The sequence below is a fragment of the Pseudomonas sp. P4_B3 genome (assembly GCF_056402295.1).
This window is the reverse complement of the sequence record NZ_JBFUHR010000022.1, coordinates 36561-55881: the sequence shown is the minus strand read 5'-3', so window position 1 is coordinate 55881 and position 19321 is coordinate 36561. Positions and strand designations below refer to the sequence as shown.

Annotated in this window: 19 protein-coding genes and 4 tRNA genes; 14 read left to right on the top strand and 9 right to left on the bottom strand. The window is 59.3% G+C overall.

Annotated elements, in window-relative coordinates; genetic code table 11:
• Nucleotides 1-111 precede the first annotated feature (111 nt).
• Nucleotides 112-1134, bottom strand: coding sequence for an outer membrane protein assembly factor BamD (locus AC1DWG_RS24040; RefSeq protein WP_477753702.1), 1023 nt, complete (start codon nt 1132-1134; stop codon nt 112-114).
• Nucleotides 1135-1285: 151 nt separating this feature from the next.
• On the opposite strand from AC1DWG_RS24040, the gene rluD reads away from it, so the two are divergent.
• The 7 genes from rluD (at nt 1286) to AC1DWG_RS24005 (ending at nt 6380) form a co-directional block, all read left to right on the top strand.
• Nucleotides 1286-2248: a 23S rRNA pseudouridine(1911/1915/1917) synthase RluD gene (gene rluD / locus AC1DWG_RS24035; protein WP_007990414.1), complete on the top strand. Its 963-nt coding sequence runs from the start codon at nt 1286-1288 to the stop codon at nt 2246-2248.
• The gene (pgeF, locus tag AC1DWG_RS24030; protein ID WP_477753701.1) at nt 2245-2970 is read left to right on the top strand and encodes a peptidoglycan editing factor PgeF; all 726 of its coding nucleotides are present in this window, start codon (nt 2245-2247) and stop codon (nt 2968-2970) included. Before rluD ends, pgeF begins: the two co-directional genes overlap by 4 nt.
• 130 nt (nt 2971-3100) lie before the next feature.
• Nucleotides 3101-5665 carry an ATP-dependent chaperone ClpB gene (gene clpB, locus AC1DWG_RS24025; protein ID WP_223463680.1) on the top strand — a complete coding sequence of 855 codons (2565 nt, stop codon included), beginning with the start codon at nt 3101-3103 and terminating at the stop codon, nt 5663-5665.
• Between the two features lie 300 nt (nt 5666-5965).
• Nucleotides 5966-6041, top strand: a tRNA-Asn gene (locus AC1DWG_RS24020).
• Nucleotides 6042-6050: 9 nt separating this feature from the next.
• Nucleotides 6051-6127: transfer RNA gene (locus tag AC1DWG_RS24015), tRNA-Pro, on the top strand.
• Between the two features lie 5 nt (nt 6128-6132).
• Nucleotides 6133-6208 (top strand) — tRNA-Lys (locus AC1DWG_RS24010).
• Nucleotides 6209-6303: 95 nt separating this feature from the next.
• Nucleotides 6304-6380 (top strand) — tRNA-Pro (locus AC1DWG_RS24005).
• A 160-nt stretch (nt 6381-6540) separates the two neighbouring features.
• On the opposite strand, the gene AC1DWG_RS24000 is transcribed toward AC1DWG_RS24005, so the two are convergent.
• From AC1DWG_RS24000 to AC1DWG_RS23990, 3 genes are all read right to left on the bottom strand, one after another.
• The gene (locus AC1DWG_RS24000; RefSeq protein WP_477764639.1) at nt 6541-7839 is read right to left on the bottom strand and encodes an NAD(P)/FAD-dependent oxidoreductase; all 1299 of its coding nucleotides are present in this window, start codon (nt 7837-7839) and stop codon (nt 6541-6543) included.
• Nucleotides 7840-7902: 63 nt separating this feature from the next.
• Nucleotides 7903-8076, bottom strand: coding sequence for a DUF3094 domain-containing protein (locus AC1DWG_RS23995; protein WP_007970531.1), 174 nt, complete (start codon nt 8074-8076; stop codon nt 7903-7905).
• A gap of 104 nt (nt 8077-8180) precedes the next feature.
• Nucleotides 8181-8807 carry a DUF1780 domain-containing protein gene (locus AC1DWG_RS23990; protein ID WP_003228301.1) on the bottom strand — a complete coding sequence of 209 codons (627 nt, stop codon included), beginning with the start codon at nt 8805-8807 and terminating at the stop codon, nt 8181-8183.
• Between the two features lie 219 nt (nt 8808-9026).
• Between AC1DWG_RS23990 and AC1DWG_RS23985 the strand changes: the two genes are divergently transcribed.
• The 3 genes from AC1DWG_RS23985 to AC1DWG_RS23975 are packed head-to-tail and all read left to right on the top strand — an operon-like array spanning nt 9027 to nt 12879.
• A complete protein-coding gene (locus AC1DWG_RS23985; protein WP_095057148.1) occupies nt 9027-10370 on the top strand; it encodes an aromatic acid/H+ symport family MFS transporter in 1344 nt (447 codons plus the stop codon).
• A 3-nt stretch (nt 10371-10373) separates the two neighbouring features.
• Complete coding sequence (locus AC1DWG_RS23980) at nt 10374-11594, top strand: benzoate/H(+) symporter BenE family transporter (RefSeq protein WP_477788439.1); 1221 nt, start codon at nt 10374-10376, stop codon at nt 11592-11594.
• A gap of 16 nt (nt 11595-11610) precedes the next feature.
• Nucleotides 11611-12879, top strand: a complete 1269-nt coding sequence (locus AC1DWG_RS23975; RefSeq protein ID WP_477764637.1) for an OprD family porin — start codon at nt 11611-11613, stop codon at nt 12877-12879.
• Between the two features lie 8 nt (nt 12880-12887).
• On the opposite strand, the gene AC1DWG_RS23970 is transcribed toward AC1DWG_RS23975, so the two are convergent.
• Nucleotides 12888-13130: a DUF2790 domain-containing protein gene (locus AC1DWG_RS23970; RefSeq protein ID WP_477764636.1), complete on the bottom strand. Its 243-nt coding sequence runs from the start codon at nt 13128-13130 to the stop codon at nt 12888-12890.
• Nucleotides 13131-13251: 121 nt separating this feature from the next.
• On the opposite strand from AC1DWG_RS23970, the gene AC1DWG_RS23965 reads away from it, so the two are divergent.
• Together AC1DWG_RS23965 and AC1DWG_RS23960 are read left to right on the top strand one after the other, a co-directional pair.
• Entirely contained in the window at nt 13252-14184 is a 933-nt protein-coding gene (locus AC1DWG_RS23965; protein WP_477764635.1) for a LysR family transcriptional regulator, read from the top strand.
• A 71-nt stretch (nt 14185-14255) separates the two neighbouring features.
• A complete protein-coding gene (locus tag AC1DWG_RS23960; RefSeq protein ID WP_477753717.1) occupies nt 14256-14945 on the top strand; it encodes an energy-coupling factor ABC transporter permease in 690 nt (229 codons plus the stop codon).
• 35 nt (nt 14946-14980) lie between these two features.
• Here AC1DWG_RS23960 and yacG read toward each other — a convergent pair whose 3' ends face one another.
• Genes yacG through AC1DWG_RS23940 form a run of 4 tightly spaced genes read right to left on the bottom strand, consistent with a single transcriptional unit; the run spans nt 14981 to nt 17889 of the window.
• Nucleotides 14981-15181: a DNA gyrase inhibitor YacG gene (yacG, locus tag AC1DWG_RS23955; RefSeq protein WP_007970539.1), complete on the bottom strand. Its 201-nt coding sequence runs from the start codon at nt 15179-15181 to the stop codon at nt 14981-14983.
• On the bottom strand, nt 15178-15801 hold the full coding sequence (coaE, locus tag AC1DWG_RS23950) for a dephospho-CoA kinase (RefSeq protein ID WP_477759968.1): 624 nt from the start codon (nt 15799-15801) through the stop codon (nt 15178-15180). Before coaE ends, yacG begins: the two co-directional genes overlap by 4 nt.
• Nucleotides 15798-16670, bottom strand: a complete 873-nt coding sequence (locus AC1DWG_RS23945; RefSeq protein WP_477788438.1) for a prepilin peptidase — start codon at nt 16668-16670, stop codon at nt 15798-15800. Before AC1DWG_RS23945 ends, coaE begins: the two co-directional genes overlap by 4 nt.
• A gap of 1 nt (nt 16671) precedes the next feature.
• On the bottom strand, nt 16672-17889 hold the full coding sequence (locus AC1DWG_RS23940) for a type II secretion system F family protein (RefSeq protein ID WP_477764633.1): 1218 nt from the start codon (nt 17887-17889) through the stop codon (nt 16672-16674).
• 227 nt (nt 17890-18116) lie between these two features.
• On the opposite strand from AC1DWG_RS23940, the gene AC1DWG_RS23935 reads away from it, so the two are divergent.
• Together AC1DWG_RS23935 and AC1DWG_RS23930 are read left to right on the top strand one after the other, a co-directional pair.
• Complete coding sequence (locus AC1DWG_RS23935) at nt 18117-18539, top strand: pilin (protein ID WP_477764632.1); 423 nt, start codon at nt 18117-18119, stop codon at nt 18537-18539.
• A 300-nt stretch (nt 18540-18839) separates the two neighbouring features.
• Complete coding sequence (locus tag AC1DWG_RS23930) at nt 18840-19196, top strand: BON domain-containing protein (protein ID WP_477756239.1); 357 nt, start codon at nt 18840-18842, stop codon at nt 19194-19196.
• Nucleotides 19197-19321 lie beyond the last annotated feature (125 nt).

The following is a 19321-nucleotide window of genomic DNA, read 5'->3' as shown; positions in this document are numbered from 1 at the left end:
CTGATGATCCGGCAGTTTAGCCAAGGACCTGTCAGGCGCACAGTGTAATAAAGCGCTGAAATAAAAAAGGGAGACTTGAAAAAGTCTCCCTTTTTTACACACACCAAGGTGTCAGTCGAACACGCCGAATGTCATGTGGCTGAACCACGAACGGTCGCTGTCGTTGCCTTGCGCTTCGTGATTTTCTTCTTCGACCGCTTCGCCATTGTCGTCTTTAGGTTTGAGCTCGCTCGGGATCGCGTCCTTGGCGTCCTGGAACTGCCTCTGCACGTCCTGGTTGGCGCGGGTTTCGCCCGGTGGCAGCGGTGGACGAGACTCGATCAGGCCCAGGGTCGCCTTGCTCAGCCAGGAACGGTTGTCGGCTTCGGCCACGGTCGGCACGAACTGACCGTCCACCAGCGTCGGGTGGTTCGGGTAGTTGAGCTTCAGGGTTTCCAGGCTGGTGGCAGCCAGTTCGTCCAGATGCAGGCGCTGGTAGGCTTCGGTCATCACCGCCAGGCCGTCGCCGACCGAAGGGGTTTCCTGGAAGTTTTCCACCACGTAACGACCGCGGTTCGCGGCGGCGACATAGGCCTGACGGGTCAGGTAGTAGTCGGCCACGTGAATTTCGTAGGCCGCCAGCAGGTTGCGCAGATAAATCATGCGCTGCTTGGCGTCTGGCGCGTAGCGGCTGTTCGGGAAGCGGCTGGTCAGCTGGGCGAACTCGTTGTAGGAGTCGCGGGCGGCGCCCGGGTCACGCTTGGTCATGTCCAGCGGCAGGAAGCGCGCCAGCAGGCCGACGTCCTGGTCGAAAGAAGTCAGGCCCTTGAGGTAGTAGGCGTAATCGACGTTCGGATGCTGTGGGTGCAGACGAATGAAGCGCTCCGCAGCGGACTTGGCCGCTTCTGGCTCGGTGTTCTTGTAGTTGGCGTAGATGAGTTCGAGTTGCGCCTGATCGGCATAACGACCGAACGGATAACGCGATTCCAGAGCCTTCAGCTTGGCAATGGCACTGGTGTAGCTACTGTTGTCCAGGTCGTTTTGAGCCTGTTGGTACAGCTCGACTTCACTGAGGTTTTCGTCTACGACTTCCTTCGATGAGCAAGCAGCGGTCAATGCGAGGATGGCGATCAGCAGCAGGTGTTTCACTTGCATGGCGGCTTGCGTCCCTATGACGGCCGCTGTCTTGGGCGTGGCCGTCCTGTTATGATGAACGCCCCGTTGAATAGCCTCGGGGCAAAAGACGCCGTATTTAACCACAAGCGCGCAGCCGAAACCAAAGGCTGTGCCGACGCCTAGTCTGAGCATGTCCGATAAAATTGAACTTCGCGCAGAGGTGCCGTCCGAATTGGGCGGCCAACGCCTCGATCAAGTCGCCGCACAATTATTCGCTGAGCACTCGCGCTCGCGCCTTTCCGCCTGGATCAAAGACGGCCGCCTGACTGTGGATGGGGCGGTTATCCGCCCGCGAGACATCGTCCATGGCGGCGCCATCCTTGAGTTGACTGCCGAGCAGGAAGCTCAGGGCGAATGGGTCGCTCAAGACATTGCCCTGGACATCGTCTACGAAGACGACGACATCCTGGTGATCAACAAGCCTGCGGGCCTGGTGGTACACCCGGCTGCCGGTCATGCCGATGGCACCCTGCTCAACGCCTTGCTGCACCACGTGCCGGACATCATCAATGTGCCCCGCGCCGGTATCGTGCATCGCCTGGACAAGGACACCACCGGTCTGATGGTGGTGGCCAAGACCATTCAAGCGCAGACGCAGTTGGTGACACAGTTGCAGAGCCGTAGCGTCAGCCGGATCTACGAGTGCATCGTGATCGGTGTAGTGACCGCTGGCGGCAAGATCAACGCGCCGATCGGTCGTCACGGCCAGCAGCGCCAGCGCATGGCCGTGATGGAAGGTGGCAAGCAAGCCGTCAGCCATTACCGCGTGCTAGAGCGTTTCCGCTCCCACACCCACGTGCGGGTGAAGCTGGAAACCGGCCGTACGCACCAGATTCGCGTGCACATGGCGCACATCAACTACCCGTTGGTCGGAGATCCCGCCTACGGTGGTCGTTTCCGTATTCCGCCGGCAGCCAACCCAACCATGGTCGAATCCCTGAAAAACTTCCCGCGTCAGGCGCTGCATGCGCGTTTCCTGGAACTGGATCATCCGACCACCGGTAAGCGCATGAGCTGGGAATCGCCGTTGCCGGAAGACTTCGTCTGGCTGCTGACCCTGCTCAAGCAAGACCGCGAGGCGTTCATCGGATGAGTGACTGGCTGATTCCTGACTGGCCCGCGCCGGCCGGGGTCAAAGCCTGTGTAACCACCCGTGCGGGCGGCGTCAGTGTGGCGCCGTTCGACAGCCTCAACCTCGGCGATCACGTCGACGACAGCCCTGAAGCTGTTGCCGAGAATCGCCGTCGCCTTACCGATCATTTCTCCATGCAACCGGCCTGGCTGCAGCAGGTCCACGGCATCGTCGTGGCCCATGCCGATCCGGGCCGGGTGGACACTGCCGATGCCAGTTGGACGTCGACACCCGGTATCGCCTGTGCGGCGATGACTGCTGACTGCCTGCCAGCATTGTTTTGCGACCGCGCCGGCACTCGAGTCGCAGCGGCTCATGCCGGTTGGCGCGGGTTGGCGGCGGGTGTGCTGGAAGCCACGCTCGACAGTCTGGCTGTACCTCCTGCCGATGTGTTGGTGTGGCTGGGTCCGGCCATTGGTCCGAAAGCCTTTGAGGTTGGCCCGGAGGTACGCGAAACCTTCGTGACACAGTTGCCGCAAGCGGCTGAGGCTTTTGTGCCAAGCGTAAACGCCGGCAAGTTCATGGCCGACATCTATATGCTGGCCCGCTTGCGTCTGGCGGTTCGCGGTGTCACCGCAGTCTATGGTGGCGGATTCTGCACAGTAACCGATCCGCGCTTCTTCTCTTACCGGCGAAATCCTCGTACCGGTCGATTTGCTTCCTTGATCTGGCTCGAACGCTAGACTTGCCTGACCTGCATCAACGTCACGACGCTTGAAACTCCCAGAATCGACCACATCTATTGTGCTATCTGGCAGGTTTCTTCATTCAGGATGTTTTATAGGTCCGGCCTGCTCAAAAGGAAGGTGACCCATGCGTATAGACCGTTTAACCAGCAAATTGCAGTTAGCGTTGTCCGATGCCCAATCCCTGGCTGTCGGCCACGATCATCCGGCCATTGAACCGGCGCACTTGATGCAAGCCTTGCTCGAACAGCAGGGCGGCTCGATCAAACCCCTGCTGATGCAGGTGGGCTTCGACGTCAACAGCCTGCGTAAAGAGTTGACCAAAGAGCTCGACCAGCTACCGAAAATCCAGAACCCGACCGGCGACGTGAACATGTCGCAGGATCTGGCGCGCCTGCTCAATCAGGCCGATCGTCTGGCCCAGCAGAAGGGCGACCAGTTCATCTCCAGCGAACTGGTGCTGCTCGCCGCCATGGACGAGAACAGCAAGCTCGGAAAACTGTTGCTCGGTCAGGGTGTGAGCAAGAAAGCCCTGGAGAACGCAATCAACAACCTGCGTGGTGGCGAGGCGGTCAACGACCCGAACCACGAAGAGGCGCGCCAGGCCCTGGATAAATACACCGTCGACCTGACCAAGCGCGCCGAAGACGGCAAACTCGATCCGGTGATCGGCCGTGACGATGAAATTCGCCGGACCATCCAGGTGCTGCAACGTCGGACCAAGAACAACCCGGTGCTGATCGGTGAGCCTGGCGTGGGTAAGACCGCCATCGCCGAAGGCCTGGCCCAGCGCATCATCAACGGCGAAGTGCCGGACGGCCTCAAGGGTAAGCGCCTGCTGTCCCTGGACATGGGGGCGCTGATCGCTGGTGCCAAGTATCGCGGCGAGTTCGAAGAGCGCCTCAAAGCATTGCTCAATGAACTGTCGAAGCAGGAAGGGCAGATCATTCTGTTCATCGACGAGCTGCATACCATGGTCGGTGCCGGTAAAGGCGAAGGCTCGATGGATGCGGGCAACATGCTCAAGCCGGCCCTGGCCCGTGGTGAGCTGCACTGCGTGGGCGCCACCACGCTCAACGAGTACCGCCAATACATAGAGAAGGACGCCGCTCTCGAGCGACGTTTCCAGAAAGTGCTGGTGGACGAGCCGAGCGAAGAAGACACCATCGCCATCCTGCGTGGCCTCAAGGAGCGTTATGAGGTTCACCACAAGGTGGCGATTACCGACGGCGCGATCATTGCCGCGGCCAAGCTCAGCCATCGCTACATCACTGACCGGCAGTTGCCGGACAAGGCCATCGACCTGATCGATGAAGCCGCCAGCCGCATCCGCATGGAGATCGACTCCAAGCCGGAAGTGCTGGACCGTCTGGAGCGTCGCCTGATTCAGCTGAAGGTGGAATCCCAGGCACTGAAGAAAGAAAGCGACGACGCGGCGAAGAAGCGTCTGGAAAAATTGCAGGAAGAAATCGCTCGTCATGAGCGTGAGTACTCGGATCTCGAAGAAATCTGGAACTCGGAAAAAGCCGAGGTTCAGGGTTCTGCGCAGATCCAGCAGAAAATCGAGCAGTCCCGTCAGGAGCTGGAAGCGGCCCGCCGCAAAGGCGACCTGAACCGCATGGCGGAATTGCAGTACGGGGTGATCCCGGACCTGGAACGCAGCCTGCAAATGGTCGACCAGCATGGCAAACCCGAAAACCAGCTGCTGCGCAGCAAGGTGACTGAAGAAGAGATCGCCGAAGTCGTTTCGAAGTGGACCGGTATCCCGGTGTCGAAGATGCTCGAAGGCGAGCGCGAAAAACTGATGAAGATGGAAAGCCTGTTGCACCAGCGTGTGATCGGCCAGGACGAAGCGGTTGTGGCGGTTTCCAACGCGGTGCGGCGTTCCCGCGCCGGGTTGTCCGACCCGAACCGGCCAAGCGGCTCGTTCATGTTCCTCGGCCCGACCGGTGTCGGTAAAACCGAGCTGTGCAAGGCGCTGGCTGAATTCCTCTTCGATACGGAAGAGGCGATGGTGCGGATCGACATGTCCGAGTTCATGGAGAAGCACTCCGTGGCTCGCTTGATCGGCGCGCCACCGGGTTACGTCGGTTATGAAGAGGGCGGTTACCTGACCGAGGCGGTGCGTCGCAAGCCGTATTCGGTGATCCTCATGGACGAAGTCGAGAAGGCGCACCCGGATGTGTTCAACATCCTGCTGCAAGTGCTCGAAGACGGTCGTCTGACCGACAGCCATGGCCGCACGGTGGATTTCAAGAACACCGTGATTGTCATGACGTCCAACTTGGGGTCGGTGCAGATCCAGGAACTGGTCGGTGACCGTGAGGCGCAGCGCGCGGCGGTGATGGATGCGATTTCCACGCACTTCCGGCCGGAGTTCATCAACCGGGTCGATGAAGTGGTGATCTTCGAGCCATTGGCGCGGGATCAGATCGCCGGCATTACCGAGATCCAGTTGGGTCGCCTGCGCAGCCGCCTGACCGAGCGGGAGCTGAAGCTTGAGCTCAGCCCTGAGGCGATGGACAAGCTGATCGCGGTCGGTTACGACCCGGTGTACGGCGCACGGCCGCTCAAGCGCGCGATCCAGCGCTGGATCGAGAACCCGCTGGCGCAGCTGATCCTGTCCGGTCGATTCATGCCGGGCGATACCGCTCACGGTGTGGTGGAAAACGACGAAATCGTCTTCGTCTGATCCATAACGGCAGCAAAATGGAAAAGGCCTTGCATAACGAGGCCTTTTTTTCGTTAGGCTGTTGAACTCAAAGGAAAAGGCTTGTAAAGTGCGCCCCGCAGTAAGTCACCCGCCAGGGTTTCCGCTCCCCAAGCAGGAATCCAAAATAAGTTGCAAATCATTAACTTGAAAGCAATTTAGGGGGTTGACAGAGGTGCTGAAGATTGTAGAATAGCGCGCCTCAGACACACGAACGCAGCGATGCGAACGGGTCGAAGAGAACGCAGTAAAGCTTCAAAGTTGTAAATTGAAATGTGTAGTTCCGTGATAGCTCAGTCGGTAGAGCAAATGACTGTTAATCATTGGGTCCCAGGTTCGAGTCCTGGTCACGGAGCCAATTTCAAACCGGGGTATAGCGCAGTCCGGTAGCGCGCCTGCTTTGGGAGCAGGATGTCAGGAGTTCGAATCCCCTTACCCCGACCATTTTTGGGTCGTTAGCTCAGTTGGTAGAGCAGTTGGCTTTTAACCAATTGGTCGTAGGTTCGAATCCCACACGACCCACCATTTTTGAAACCAGTTAGCGCTGGAATCGAATCTTAAGATCAGAGGCCAAAAGCGCTGATCGAAGAAGGCGCCTTTCAAAGGTGCCTTTTTTTTACCGGGGTATAGCGCAGTCCGGTAGCGCGCCTGCTTTGGGAGCAGGATGTCAGGAGTTCGAATCCCCTTACCCCGACCATATTAAAAATCCTCGTATCGAAAGATACGGGGATTTTTTTTGTTTCGGTTTTTTGTGGGGGCCACGAGAAGCTTCGCTGGCAAGCCAGCTCCTACAAGATTGATGCGGTCCTGTAGGAGCTGGCTTGCCAGCGAAGAGGCCCTGTCAGGCGCCGAGGATCTTAATGCAGCTTCAAGCGAGGCTCAGTCCCGCGCCCGATCTTGCTGCCCAGCATCAGCATTGCCGTGCGGAACGGCCCGTACAGCGCCATCTGGTGCATGCGGTACAGCGACACGTAGAACATCCGCGCCAGCCAGCCTTCGAGCATCACGCTGCCGGTGAGGTTGCCCATCAAGTTACCCACAGCCGAAAAACGCGACAGCGAGATCAGCGAGCCGTAGTCGGTGTACTTGTACTCCGGCAGTGCCTTGCCTTCGATGCGCAGTTTCAGCGATTTGGCCAGCAACGAAGCCTGTTGGTGCGCGGCCTGGGCACGTGGCGGCACATTGCGGTCGCTACCCGGTTGCGGGCAGGCGGCGCAGTCACCGAAGGCGAAGATGTTCTCGTCGCGGGTGGTCTGCAGGGTCGGCAGCACTTGCAGCTGATTGATGCGGTTGGTTTCCAGGCCATCGATGTCCTTGAGGAAACCCGGTGCGCGAATCCCCGCCGCCCAGACCTTCAGGCTAGCGTTGATCACTTTGCCGTCGGCGGTGATCAGGCTGTCGGCCGTCACTTCGCTGACCGCAGCATTGGTCATGACGTTGACCCCGAGTTTCTCCAGGGTTTTATGCACAGGTCCGCCAATCCGCTCTGGCAGCGCCGGCAGCACCCGTGGCCCGGCTTCGATCAGGGTGATGTGCATGTTCTCCGGTTTGATACGGTCCAGGCCATAGGCTGCCAATTCATGGGCGGCGTTGTGCAGTTCGGCGGCCAGCTCGACTCCGGTGGCACCGGCACCGACGATGGCCACGCTGATTTGCTCGATCGTGTCGGTCTGATCGGCGTGAGCGCGCAAATAGTGATTGAGCAGTTGCTGGTGGAAGCGCTCGGCCTGTTTGCGGGTGTCGAGGAACAGGCAGTGTTGCGCCGCGCCCTGGGTGCCGAAATCGTTGGTGGTACTGCCGACTGAGATCACCAGCGAGTCGTAAGGCACTTCGCGGGCCGGCACCAGCTCCACACCGGCTTCGTCATAGGTGGCGGCCAGCTGGATTTTCTTCTTCGCGCGATCGAGCCCGCTCATGCGCCCCAGCTGGAACTCGAAGTGGTTCCATTTGGCCTGGGCGACATAGTTGAGTTCGTCTTCGGAAGAGTTCAGGGAACCGGCCGCCACTTCGTGCAACAACGGTTTCCAGATGTGGGTCAGGTTCGTGTCGACCAGCATCACACTGGCCGTGCCGCGCTTGCCCAGAGTCTTACCCAGACGGGTAGCCAACTCCAGACCGCCGGCACCGCCGCCAACGATGACAATACGATGAGTCATGGGGATATCTCGCAAGGCTAAAAGAAATCTTTGTCTTCGTTACCCAAGCGAGCGCAAGGCAGCTCATAGCGTCAGGTAACTGATAAGTCGGCTCAACAGGCCCAGACCAATGGTCACTGCCAACACCAGTACAAGGAGCATCCACGGCCGGAAAGGCCGGCGCTCGACTTGGTGCTGGGACAACTGCAGGTACTCTTCGACATGCTTTTGGTCGTCGGGGTTCAGGCGGCTGGTCATATCGGGCCTCGTCAGGGGTAGACGCTGCTGAATGTGTAGAAGCTACAGGGAAAATATTCAGCTGTGAACGCAGCTTAGCTGCTGACCGGAGAAAGGCTCGAGGCTCACAGACTGATCCCGACATCAAAAACAATGCTGCGCCCCAGGTTGCTGCGCAAGAAGTCCGGCGCATCCGGGTGAGCGAACAGCACGCGGGCGAATGTCGGCCCAACCAATGACAGCGAACGCCAGCCCTGTCGCAGGTATTCGGTCGGCGGCGGAAAATGGCTGTTGAGGTCCAGCACTTCGCGTTTGAGGCTGGCGAAGGCAATGATGTCCAGCTCACCCAGATCCATGCCGCGCTCTTTGTAGTTGTGCGCTTTTTTGCGCAAAGTCGGCGCCAATCGCAGCAAGAACTCATTGGCGGGGATACGTCGTGGCTTGGCCTCGCGGCGCACCAGTTGGCTCAGGGAAAACGCGCTGCGTCGGCGTTGCAGTTCGTCGCGCCATTCATCGTTGAGGCGCCGGCCCTCGTCGAGCACGAAGAACACCTCGAAATTGGCATCGCGAAACAACACATCCGGCGGCTCCCCGGCGGGGGCGAATTCATCGGCACGATAGGGAATGTTCAAGCCTTGCAGCAGGCGCTGGCAGACCCAACGCTCACGCTCCCATTTGCGGGCATTGGACAGAAATGCGTTGGCTTGCTCGGCCGCGATGGTCAGCAGGCGTAAATAATCTGAGTCATCCATAGGCCCAAGCTTAGCGTTCAAATGTGATCGCAAAGAAGACAATTTGTCGGAGAGGCTCAATGCCTTCCGTTCCCATGCCCGTTCCAGGGCCCTGCACAAAACGGATAGTGATCTGCGCTCACTGGCTATTGCCACGTATCGGGCGGCTCTACCCTCGGCTGTACGGACGTAAGCCGTGTTACCGCCGCTCTAAAAAAACAACAACAAGAGATATATGCCATGCGCAAGATCGACGTACATGAGGTTATCGACAACGCTCGCTTCAACCGCTTTCACTGGATGGTGCTGTTCTGGTGTGCCCTGATCATCATCTTCGACGGTTACGATCTGGTGATCTACGGCGTGGTCTTGCCGATGCTGATGAAAGAGTGGGGGCTCAGTCCTCTGCAAGCGGGTGCACTGGGTAGTTATGCACTGTTCGGCATGATGTTCGGCGCGCTGTTCTTCGGACCGCTGTCGGACAGGATCGGCCGCAAGAAGGCCATCACGATCTGTGTGATGCTCTTCAGTGGCTTCACCGTGCTCAACGGTTTTGCCCGAAATCCCACCGAGTTCGGCCTCTGTCGCTTCATTGCCGGGCTCGGTATTGGCGGCGTGATGCCTAACGTCGTGGCGCTGATGAACGAGTACGCGCCGAAAAAAATCCGCAGCACGCTGGTCGCGATCATGTTCAGCGGTTACTCGGTGGGCGGCATGCTGTCCGCCGGGCTGGGCATTGTGCTGATCCCGAGTTTCGGCTGGCAGTCGGTGTTTTACGTGGCGGTCCTGCCGTTGCTGTTGTTGCCGCTGATCATGTATTTCCTGCCCGAATCGGTGGGCTTCATGTTGCGTCAGGGGCGTAATGAAGAGGCGCGCAATATTCTTCAGCGGATTGATCCGGCCTACGTCGCGCAAACGTCCGATCAATTGCACATGGCCGAAGTGAAAGGCACGGGCACCCCGGTGTTGCAGTTGTTCCGTGAAGGCCGTGCGCTGCGCACGCTGATGCTGTGGCTGGCGTTTTTCTGCTGTCTGTTGATGGTGTACGCGCTGAGTTCCTGGTTGCCGAAACTGATGGCCAACGCCGGTTACAGCCTGGGCTCGAGCCTGTCGTTCCTGCTGGTGTTGAACTTCGGGGCGATCTTCGGCGCGGTCGGTGGCGGGGTGCTGGGCGACAAACTCAATCTGCCGAAAGTGCTGGCGGTGTTTTTCGCCATGGCGGCGGTGTCGATCACGCTGTTGGGTTTCAACAGCCCGATGCCGGTGTTGTACCTGCTGATCGCCATTGCGGGTGCCACCACCATTGGCTCGCAGATTCTTTTGTACGCCTGCGCCGCGCAGTTTTATTCCATGACGATTCGTTCAACCGGTCTGGGCTGGGCGTCGGGCATTGGGCGCAACGGGGCCATCGTCGGTCCGCTGCTGGGCGGCGCCTTGCTCGGGATCAGCTTGCCCCTGCAACTGAACTTCATGGCGTTTGCCTTGCCCGGTGCGGTGGCAGCCCTGGCCATGACCGTGTTCGCCATCAGCAGCCGACGCAGCGCTGCTGGCGTCAACCCAGCATTGTCAGCGACCGGTGCCTGAATCATGAAAGCGTTTTTCCAGGACTTCTCGTTGTCAGCCGCCGTGGCTGGATTCATTGCCACGGTGATTTCCTATGCCGGCCCGTTGGTGATCATCTTTCAGGCGGCAGAAGCGGCTCATCTTTCGCGGGAAGTGTTGTCGTCCTGGATCTGGGCGATCTCCATTGGCAGCGCCGTGCTCGGTATCGGTTTGAGCCTGCGCTACCGCGTTCCGGTGATCATCGCCTGGTCGGCGCCAGGTTCGGCGTTGCTGGTGACGCTGTTGCCGGAAATTTCCATGGCAGAGGCGGTGGGGGCTTATCTGGTCAGCAGCCTGATCATTTTCGCGGTTGGCATCTCGGGCGCTTTCGACCGGATCATCAGCAAGCTGCCCGCAGCCGTCGCGGCGGCGATGCTGGCGGGGATCCTGTTCAGTTTCGGCACCGGGTTGTTTGTGTCGATGCAGCACAAGCCGTTGCTGGTCCTGGCGATGTTTGCCTGCTACCTGATCTGCAAGCGGGTGATGCCGCGTTATGCGGTGATGATGGTGCTGCTGGTGGGGTGTTCGATCGCCGCGTTCAGCGGTGATTTGCATCGTGAAGCGCTGGTGATCGGCCTGGCTACGCCGGTGTGGATTACGCCCGAGTTCAGCCTGGGCGCGATCCTGAACATCGCCTTGCCGCTGGTGATGGTGGCGCTGACCGGTCAGTTCGTGCCCGGCATGGCGGTGCTGCGCGCCAGCGGTTATCCGACGCCGGCGAGCCCGATCATCGCCAGTAGCGCGCTGGGCACGGCATTGCTGGCGCCGATTGGGTGCCATGGACTGAATCTGGCGGCAATCACCGCGGCGATCTGCACCGGTCGAGAATCCCACGAAGATCCTCGCAAACGCTACGTGGCCGGGGTGGTCGGCGGCCTGTGTTACCTGCTGTTGGGGATCTTCGGCGCCACGCTGGTCTCGCTGTTTTCCGCGTTCCCCAAAGAGCTGATCGCGGCGCTGGCCGGGCTGGCCTTGTTCGCCGCCATTGCCGGCGCGTTAACGGGCGCGATGGCGGTGCCGAGCGATCGTGAAGCCGCGCTGGTGACCTTTCTGGTCACGGCTTCGGGCATGTCGTTGTTCGGTTTGTCCGCGGCGTTCTGGGGGCTGATTTTCGGCATGGTCACCCATGTGCTGTTGAGCGCCCGTCGTTCCGTTCCCCATCGCAAATCCACTGCAACTGAAGTCCTTCAATCAGTCGATCAATAACAATAAGAGAAAAACGATGAAACAGATTCTCCCAACAACCGGTTCGGCGTTGTCCCTGGCTGTCGTCTCGAGTTTTTCCACAGGTGTGATGGCCGCTGAAAAAGGCTTTGTCGAAGACACCACCGCGACGTTGCAGGCGCGCAATTACTACTTCAGCCGCGACTATTCCGACATCGTTGGCGCCAACCAGCAATCGAAGGCTGAAGAGTGGGCCCAGGGTTTCATCCTCAACGTGAAGTCCGGATACACCCAGGGCACCGTCGGGTTTGGGATGGACGTCATCGGCTTGCTCGGCCTCAAGCTCGACAGCGCTCCGGACCGGACCAATACCGGTTTGCTGCCGGTGCAGGGCGACGGCCGCGCGGCGGATAACTACAGTCGCCTGGAAGGCGCGTTGAAGATGCGCTACTCCAAAACCGAGCTGAAAGTCGGTGAGCTGCAACCCAATCTGCCGGTGTTGGCATTCAGCGATATTCGCCTGTTGCCGCCGAGTTATCAGGGCGCAAGCATCACTTCCAACGAGATCAATGGCCTGACGCTACAGGGTGGTCACTTGAGTTCAACCAGCCTGCGCAACGAGTCTGGCGACGAAAAGATGCAAGCCATGCTCGGTCATGTGCCGCAGCGTCAGGTCAGCAGTGACGGTTTCAATTTTGCTGGCGCTGATTATGTCTTCAACGACAAGCGCAGCTCGGTCAGCGCCTGGTACGGGCAACTGGAAGACATCTATAACCAGCGCTTCCTGGGCCTCAAGCACAGCGAGCCGGTGGGCGACTGGATCCTCGGCGCCAACCTCGGTTACTACGATTCGCGCGAGGACGGCAAAAAACTGCTGGGCAACATCGACAACCAGGCGTTCTTCTCGTTGCTGTCGGCCAAGCGTGGCGGCCATACGTTTTACGTCGGCTATCAGGGCATGTTCGGTGACAGTGCGTTCCCACGGGTGTTTGCCAATATCTCACCACTGGGCAACGAAGTGCCGACCTACGAGTTCGCCTTCACCGATGAGCGTTCCTGGCAGGCGCGCTACGACTACGACTTCGCGGCGCTCGGCGTACCGGGGCTGACCAGCACCGTGCGCTACATCAGCGGCAACAATGTCGATACTGGCAAGAGCTTTGAAGGCAAGGATCGCGAGCGTGACCTGGACATTGGCTATGTGCTGCAGAGCGGCAGCCTCAAAGGTTTGGGCATTCGCGTGCGCAATGCCATGGCGCGTTCAAACTACCGCAGTGATATCGACGAGAACCGCTTGATCCTCAGCTACACGTGGACCTTGCTGTGAGCCACTGATCACAGGTTGCTGGTGCAATCACCGATGACGTTGTAGGTCACGCGGTGGGTCTGGCCCTGATGATCGACATACACCATGGTTGCCGGTACGACTCCGCACGCGGTCGCGGTGTCCGACACAGAAACCACGCTGGCGATGTCCAGTGGCTGCGCCGGGTTGTACAGGACCGCGAGGGGCTCGTTGTCAGCGGCCATGGCCGAGGTGGCGATGACGGTCAGCAACAGGCTGATCAACGTTTTCATGTTGGCGTGCTCCGTGTCGGTTCTGATGTCTGAATTTTAGTCTTTGCCACCGACGGATAAAGGGGCGAACGGTGTATGCAGCCTTACATAAAACGTAACAGTCATTGCCTGAGGGGGGCTTATGGATGTGCTTAACAACTTGCGCGTGTTCATCCGGGTGGTGGACTGCGCCAGTTTCACCGGGGCTGCCGATGCGCTGGATCTGTCGACCGCGCAGGTATCCCGATTGGTGGCGGATCTGGAGGAACATGTACAGGCGCGTCTGCTGCAACGCACCACGCGGCGCTTGAGCCTGACCGACGCCGGCGAGCGCTTCCTGCTGCGCAGCCGGCAAATCGTCGAAGCCATGGATGAGGCGACGGCCGAGGCCCGCGGCGCTCATATCAATCCGGCCGGACGCCTGCGGGTGCACAGCATGAACGGCCTGGGTGTGCTGCTCACGCCGTTGATCGCCCGCTACAGCGAGCTTTATCCCGATGTGGTGTTCGAGCTGACCTTGTCGCAGCGCAATCCCGATCCGCTGGAGGAAGGGCACGATGTGGTGATTTCGATCGCTCCCGAACTGGCCGACTCGCAAATGGTTGCGCAAGCCATCGGGCAGATCTACAGCGTGCCTTGTGCTTCCCCGGCTTACTTGCAACGCCGGGGTGTGCCGCAGCAACCGCTGGCGCTGAGCGATCATCAATGCCTGCGCATGCTCGACCCGTTGTACAGCGATCAATGGCTGTTCCAGGACGAGCACGGCGAGCACGCCGTCAGCCCGGCCAAGACCTTTCAGTGCAATGTTGCCGAGTCGATGGTCAAGGCTTCGGAGGCGGGCATGGGCATCAGCCTGCTGCCGTTCTACACCGCGACGCGGCCCTTGAGCGACGGTACTTTGCTGCGCGTGTTACCTGCATGGCGCCTGCGCGAACGCAATGTGTATGCGCTGTATCCTTCGCGACACTTTCTCGATGCCAAGGTCCGCACCTGGGTGGATTTTCTCAAGTCAGAGCTACCGAAGCTGTTCGCCGAACATGACGCGGTGATGAACGATCCGCGGCATTGGGCTTGAAGTCGAGGGGCCGGCGAGCGGCGGTGTAGACTGAGTGTCTGTTGTTCTTCGCCTGGGAGACACGCGTAGCCATGATCGGTGCAGAGTTGCTGTCATCGCAAACCCTGGCGGTCGGCTGGCTGATCTATGTGCCGGTGTTGATCTGGGCGATCTGTCGCGCGCCGTGGGTTGAACTGTTCACCGACAGCCGTCGTCAGCATCTGCTGTTTGGAACGGTGTTTGCGCTGTTTCTGTTGTGGCTGGTGCGGCGCGACTTTGATACCGGTGTGTCTTACCACTTCATCGGCATGACAGCGGTGACCCTGCTGCTGGACTGGCCGCTGGCGCTGGTCGGCGGGTTGGTTGCGCAAACGGGGCTGGTGTTGCTCGGGCGACAGGACCTGGCGGCGGTCGGGGTCAATGGCGCGCTGTTGATTGCGCTGCCGGTGCTGGTCACCGAGTGTTGCGCGATTCTGGTGGAGCGGGCGCAGCCACGAAATCCCTTCGTGTATATCTTCGTATCCGGATTCTTTGCCGCCGCGCTGTCGGCGTTGCTATGCCTGCTGCTGGCGCTTTGGTTGTTATGGTTCAACGAGCGCTTTGCCATGCCGTACTGGCTGGAAGATTTTGTCGGATATCTGTGGCTGATCATTTTTCCCGAAGCGTTTATCAACGGCATGATCGTCAGTGCGCTGGTGGTGTTCTGCCCGGAATGGCTGGAGACGTTCAACCGCACACGCTACCTCTCGGCTCCCTGGAAGGACGACGATCCCAAGTCCTGATCCGCATCAAGACCTGGAATCGCCCAGTCGATGGATCAGTGGCGCGGGTCGAAGTCGCCGCTGAACATCTCGTCCTCGGCATCGGGAGCCACTGGAATCTTGTGTTCTTCGGACGCCCAGGCGCCCAGGTCGATCAGTTTGCAGCGGTCGGAGCAGAATGGCCGGAATTTGCTCTCGGCGGTCCATTCCACGGGGGCGCCACAGGTTGGGCATTCGACGGTTGTTGGTTGGCTCATGACTGGCCTCCACGCAAAGAAAGATAAAAGTGATGCAGGCGTTCGACCTCGCTGTGCAGCCAGGCAAGGTCGCGGTCATTGACCACGACGTCGTCGGCATGGCTCACGCGATCCTGGCGGCTGGACTGGGCCTTGAGGATCGCCTGGACTTGCTGCTCGCTGGTCTGGTCACGTTGCAGGGTACGTTCGATCTGCAATTGTTCGGGGGCATCGATCACCAGCACCCGTTGGGTCATGGCGTATTGCCCGGACTCGATCAGCAGCGGCGAAACCAGAATCGCATAAGGCGATTTTGCCAGCGCCAGGTGGTGAGCGATCTCCTCGCCGATCAGCGGATGCAGGAGGGCCTCCAGCCAGCGGCGTTCTTCAGGCACTTCGAAGATCAATTTGCGTAGCGCTGCGCGGTCCAGTTGCCCGTCGGTTTGCAACACGCTTGGGCCGAAGTGCCCGGCGATTTGTGCCAGTGCCGGGCGGCCAGGTTCAACTACCCAGCGAGCGGCATGATCGGCGTCGACCACATGCACGCCCAGATCGATGAAGTGTTGGGCGGCCGCACTTTTACCGCTGCCGATACCGCCGGTCAGGCCGAGAATCCAGGGTTTTTCCACAGGGCTATTCATTTCAAACCGACAAACTGCCAATAGAGGTCGGTTATTTGACCACCCCAGAGCAACGCAATCCAGCCGGCAATGGCCAGATAGGGACCGAAAGGGATTGGCGTCGAGGTTTGTGCATTGCGCAAGCGCAGCATCATCAGCCCGAAAATGGCACCCACCAGCGAGGACAGCAGGATGGTCAGCGGCAGAATCTGCCAGCCACCCCAGGCGCCCAGCATCGCCAGCAGCTTGAAATCTCCGTAGCCCATGCCGTCCTTGCCCGTGATCAGCTTGAACAGCCAGAACACCGACCACAGCACGCAGTAGCCGGCTATCGCACCCCAAAGCGCCTCGTGCAACGACACAAACAGGCCGAAACTGTTGACGATCAACCCCAGCCACATCAACGGCAGCACCAGTACGTCCGGCAATATCTGATGTTCGGCGTCGATCAGGCTCATCGCCAGCAAGCCCCAGCTCAGGAACAGCACCAGGGCGGCCGGCCAACCGAAGCCGAAGTGCCAGGCAACAAACGCCGACAAAAGGCCACAGGCCAGTTCGGTCAACGGATAGCGCGGGCTGATCGCCGCCGCACAGGCTGAACAGTGGCCGCGCAAAAACACATAACTGAGCAGCGGGATGTTTTCCCAGGTGCGGATTCGGTGACCGCAGTGTGGGCACTGGGAATGGGGCAGCAACAGGTTGTAGGTCGGCAGCGGCGTTTCGCCAGGCAGCCCGAGAATGTCATGGGCCTGCTCACGCCAGTCGCGTTCGAGCATTTTCGGCAGGCGCCAGATCACGACATTGAGGAAACTGCCGACCAGCAGGCCGGTGATGCCTGCGAGAAGGACAAAGGCCAGCGGAGAGTGAATCAGGATTTCATTCAAGGGCATGTCAGATCGCTGAGCCAAGTTGGAAGATGGGCAGGTACATGGCAACTACCAGTCCACCGACGATAACACCCAGCACCACCATGATGAACGGCTCCATCAGGCTGGTGAGGTTATCGACCATGTTATCGACGTTGTCTTCGTAGAATCCCGCGACTTTGTCGAGCATAGCGTCCAGGGTGCCAGACTCTTCGCCGATGGCAGTCATTTGTATCGCCATGTTCGGGAAGACGCCGCAGGTACGCATGGCGAAATTCAATTGCATGCCGGTCGAGATGTCCTGCCGGATGCGCAATACCGCGCGCTTGAACACGCTATTGCCGGTCGCACCGGCCACTGATTCCAGGGCCTCCACCAGCGGCACGCCGGCAGCGAAAGTGGTCGACAGTGTACGGGCGAACCGGGCCACGGCGGACTTGTGCATCAGGGTGCCCACCAGCGGCAGTTTCAGCAGCCAGGTGTCCATCCGGTCACGGAAGACCGGGGATGTCTTGAGGGCGTGGCGCACGCCGAAGGCCATAGTAGTCAGCGTGCCAAGGACCATCCACCACCAGGCCTGCATGAACTGCGACAGGCCAATGACCATCACGGTGAAGGCCGGCAGTTCGGCGCCAAAGCCCTTGAACACCGACTCGAACTGCGGCACGACATTGACCAGCAGAATCCCGGTGACAATCGCCGCGACGAACACCACTACCAGCGGGTAGGTCATGGCTTTCCTGATCCTGGCCTTGAGGCTTTCGCTTTTTTCCTTGTAGGTCGCGACCCGCTCCAAAAGGGTGTCGAGGGCACCGGCCTGCTCGCCGGCATCCACCAGGTTGCAATACAGCTCATCGAAATAGCGGGGCTTCTTGCGCAGGGCGGCGGCGAAGCTGCTGCCTGCCGCGACTTCCTGTTTCAGTTCGTCCACCAGCTTGCGCATGGCCGGATTGTCGAAGCCCTCGCCGATGATGTCGAAGGACTGCAACAACGGCACCCCGGCCTTCATCATCGTCGCCATTTGCCGGGTGAACAGGGCAATGTCCTGGGCCTTGATGCGCTTGCCCATGTTGAACACCGAATGGTTTTTCTTGCGAACCTTGCCGGGACTGATGCCTTGTTTGCGCAGCTTCGCCTTGATCAGCGCCGGGTTTTGAGCGCTGAGTTCGCCGGTCACTTTTGTGCCTTTGCGGTCGATGCCTTCCCATGCATACACGCTGATTTTCGCTGCCTTGACCGCCATGTTCAGTCCTGGGTATTCCGATTGAATTGCTCTTATAGCCTAGTCAAGGGACGGGGCCAAACCCGCAAGGGTAAGGTGACAAAAAACGTCAGATAGTGCTGATCCAGGTAGTAGGTAAGGGCTTTGCGGCCACCACGCCCCCTGCCAACAGGGGCTTCTCGCCTTGGCACAGGCTGTGCTGCCATGGGGCAGGTCATGAGCCTTCGACTCATGCATGGAGCTTGTACATGAACAATCAGAAAGGTTTTACCCTGATCGAGTTGCTTGTCGTGGTGGCGATCATCGGGATCCTGGCAACGCTGGGCCTGCCGATGTATTCCAAGTACCAGGCTCGGGCCAAGGTCACGGCGGCGCTGGCCGAGTTGACTGCAATGAAGGTGCCGTTCGAGGATGTGATCAACCAGGGGGAAACCCCGACAATTGCCAACGTGGCGCCCGCCGGTGCGACATCGACCAACCACTGCACCCTGTCTGTGACGGCTACAACACCGGAGGGGGCGGGATCAATCGTATGTACGTTGAACAATGCCCCAGGCGTGGTCCAGGGCAAAACCGTCACCCTGACACGGGACGAAACCAAAGGCTGGTCATGTAAGAGCAGCGTTTCCCCGGATTACTTGCCTAAAGGGTGTTCCGGGTCTGCGGCATGAAGTGCTGAATCAAGTCCCCGCTTTTGCGGGGTTTTTCCTGTTTGTCGACCCGTCGTCAAATGCCGCAGATAAAGCTCAGAAATTTCAGCATCTTAGGAACTTTCCGTAAACCCGCAACTTGCATGCAGTGTTTGTGCTTCTCGTGCATTTTGCATGATTTCGAAAATTGGCTGATGTTATAACTTATTGATTAATAAGGTTTTTTTCTCTATTTCAAAGTTGGCACAGCGTTCGCAATATCCTTGGTAACCCTGCCGACAAGACACCCGGCAGACTTTCCGAAAAACAGGAGTTACTCGTATGAAGAAGTTCGCTATCGCTGCCGCTACTGCCACCGCGCTGACCCTGACCATGGCAAACGCGGCATTCGCCCAGACCACTCAAGCCACCCAGGCTCCAATGACCTTGGCGGCGGGTGAAATGACCAAGGCTACAGAAGCTACTTCCGATACCTGGATCACCACTAAAGTCAAAGCCGACCTGATGACCGAAAAAGGCATTCCAGGTAGCGACATCAAGGTTGAAACCAACAAAGGCGTGGTATCGCTGTCATCGACCACCGCCGTGACCGATTCGCAAAAAGAAATGGCTGTGGCTATCACCAAGAAAATCAAAGGCGTCAAGGCGGTCTCCGCTGACGGCCTGAAAGCCGAGTAAGGCAAGGCTTCTCGCCTGGATCGGGAGAAGGTGCGACAGACGGGCCCAGTTATACGTCTGTTGCAACCTGAGTGTTCATGCGAAGGGCCATAAGGATGTGGCCGCCACAGGCCCCGCGCATTTTT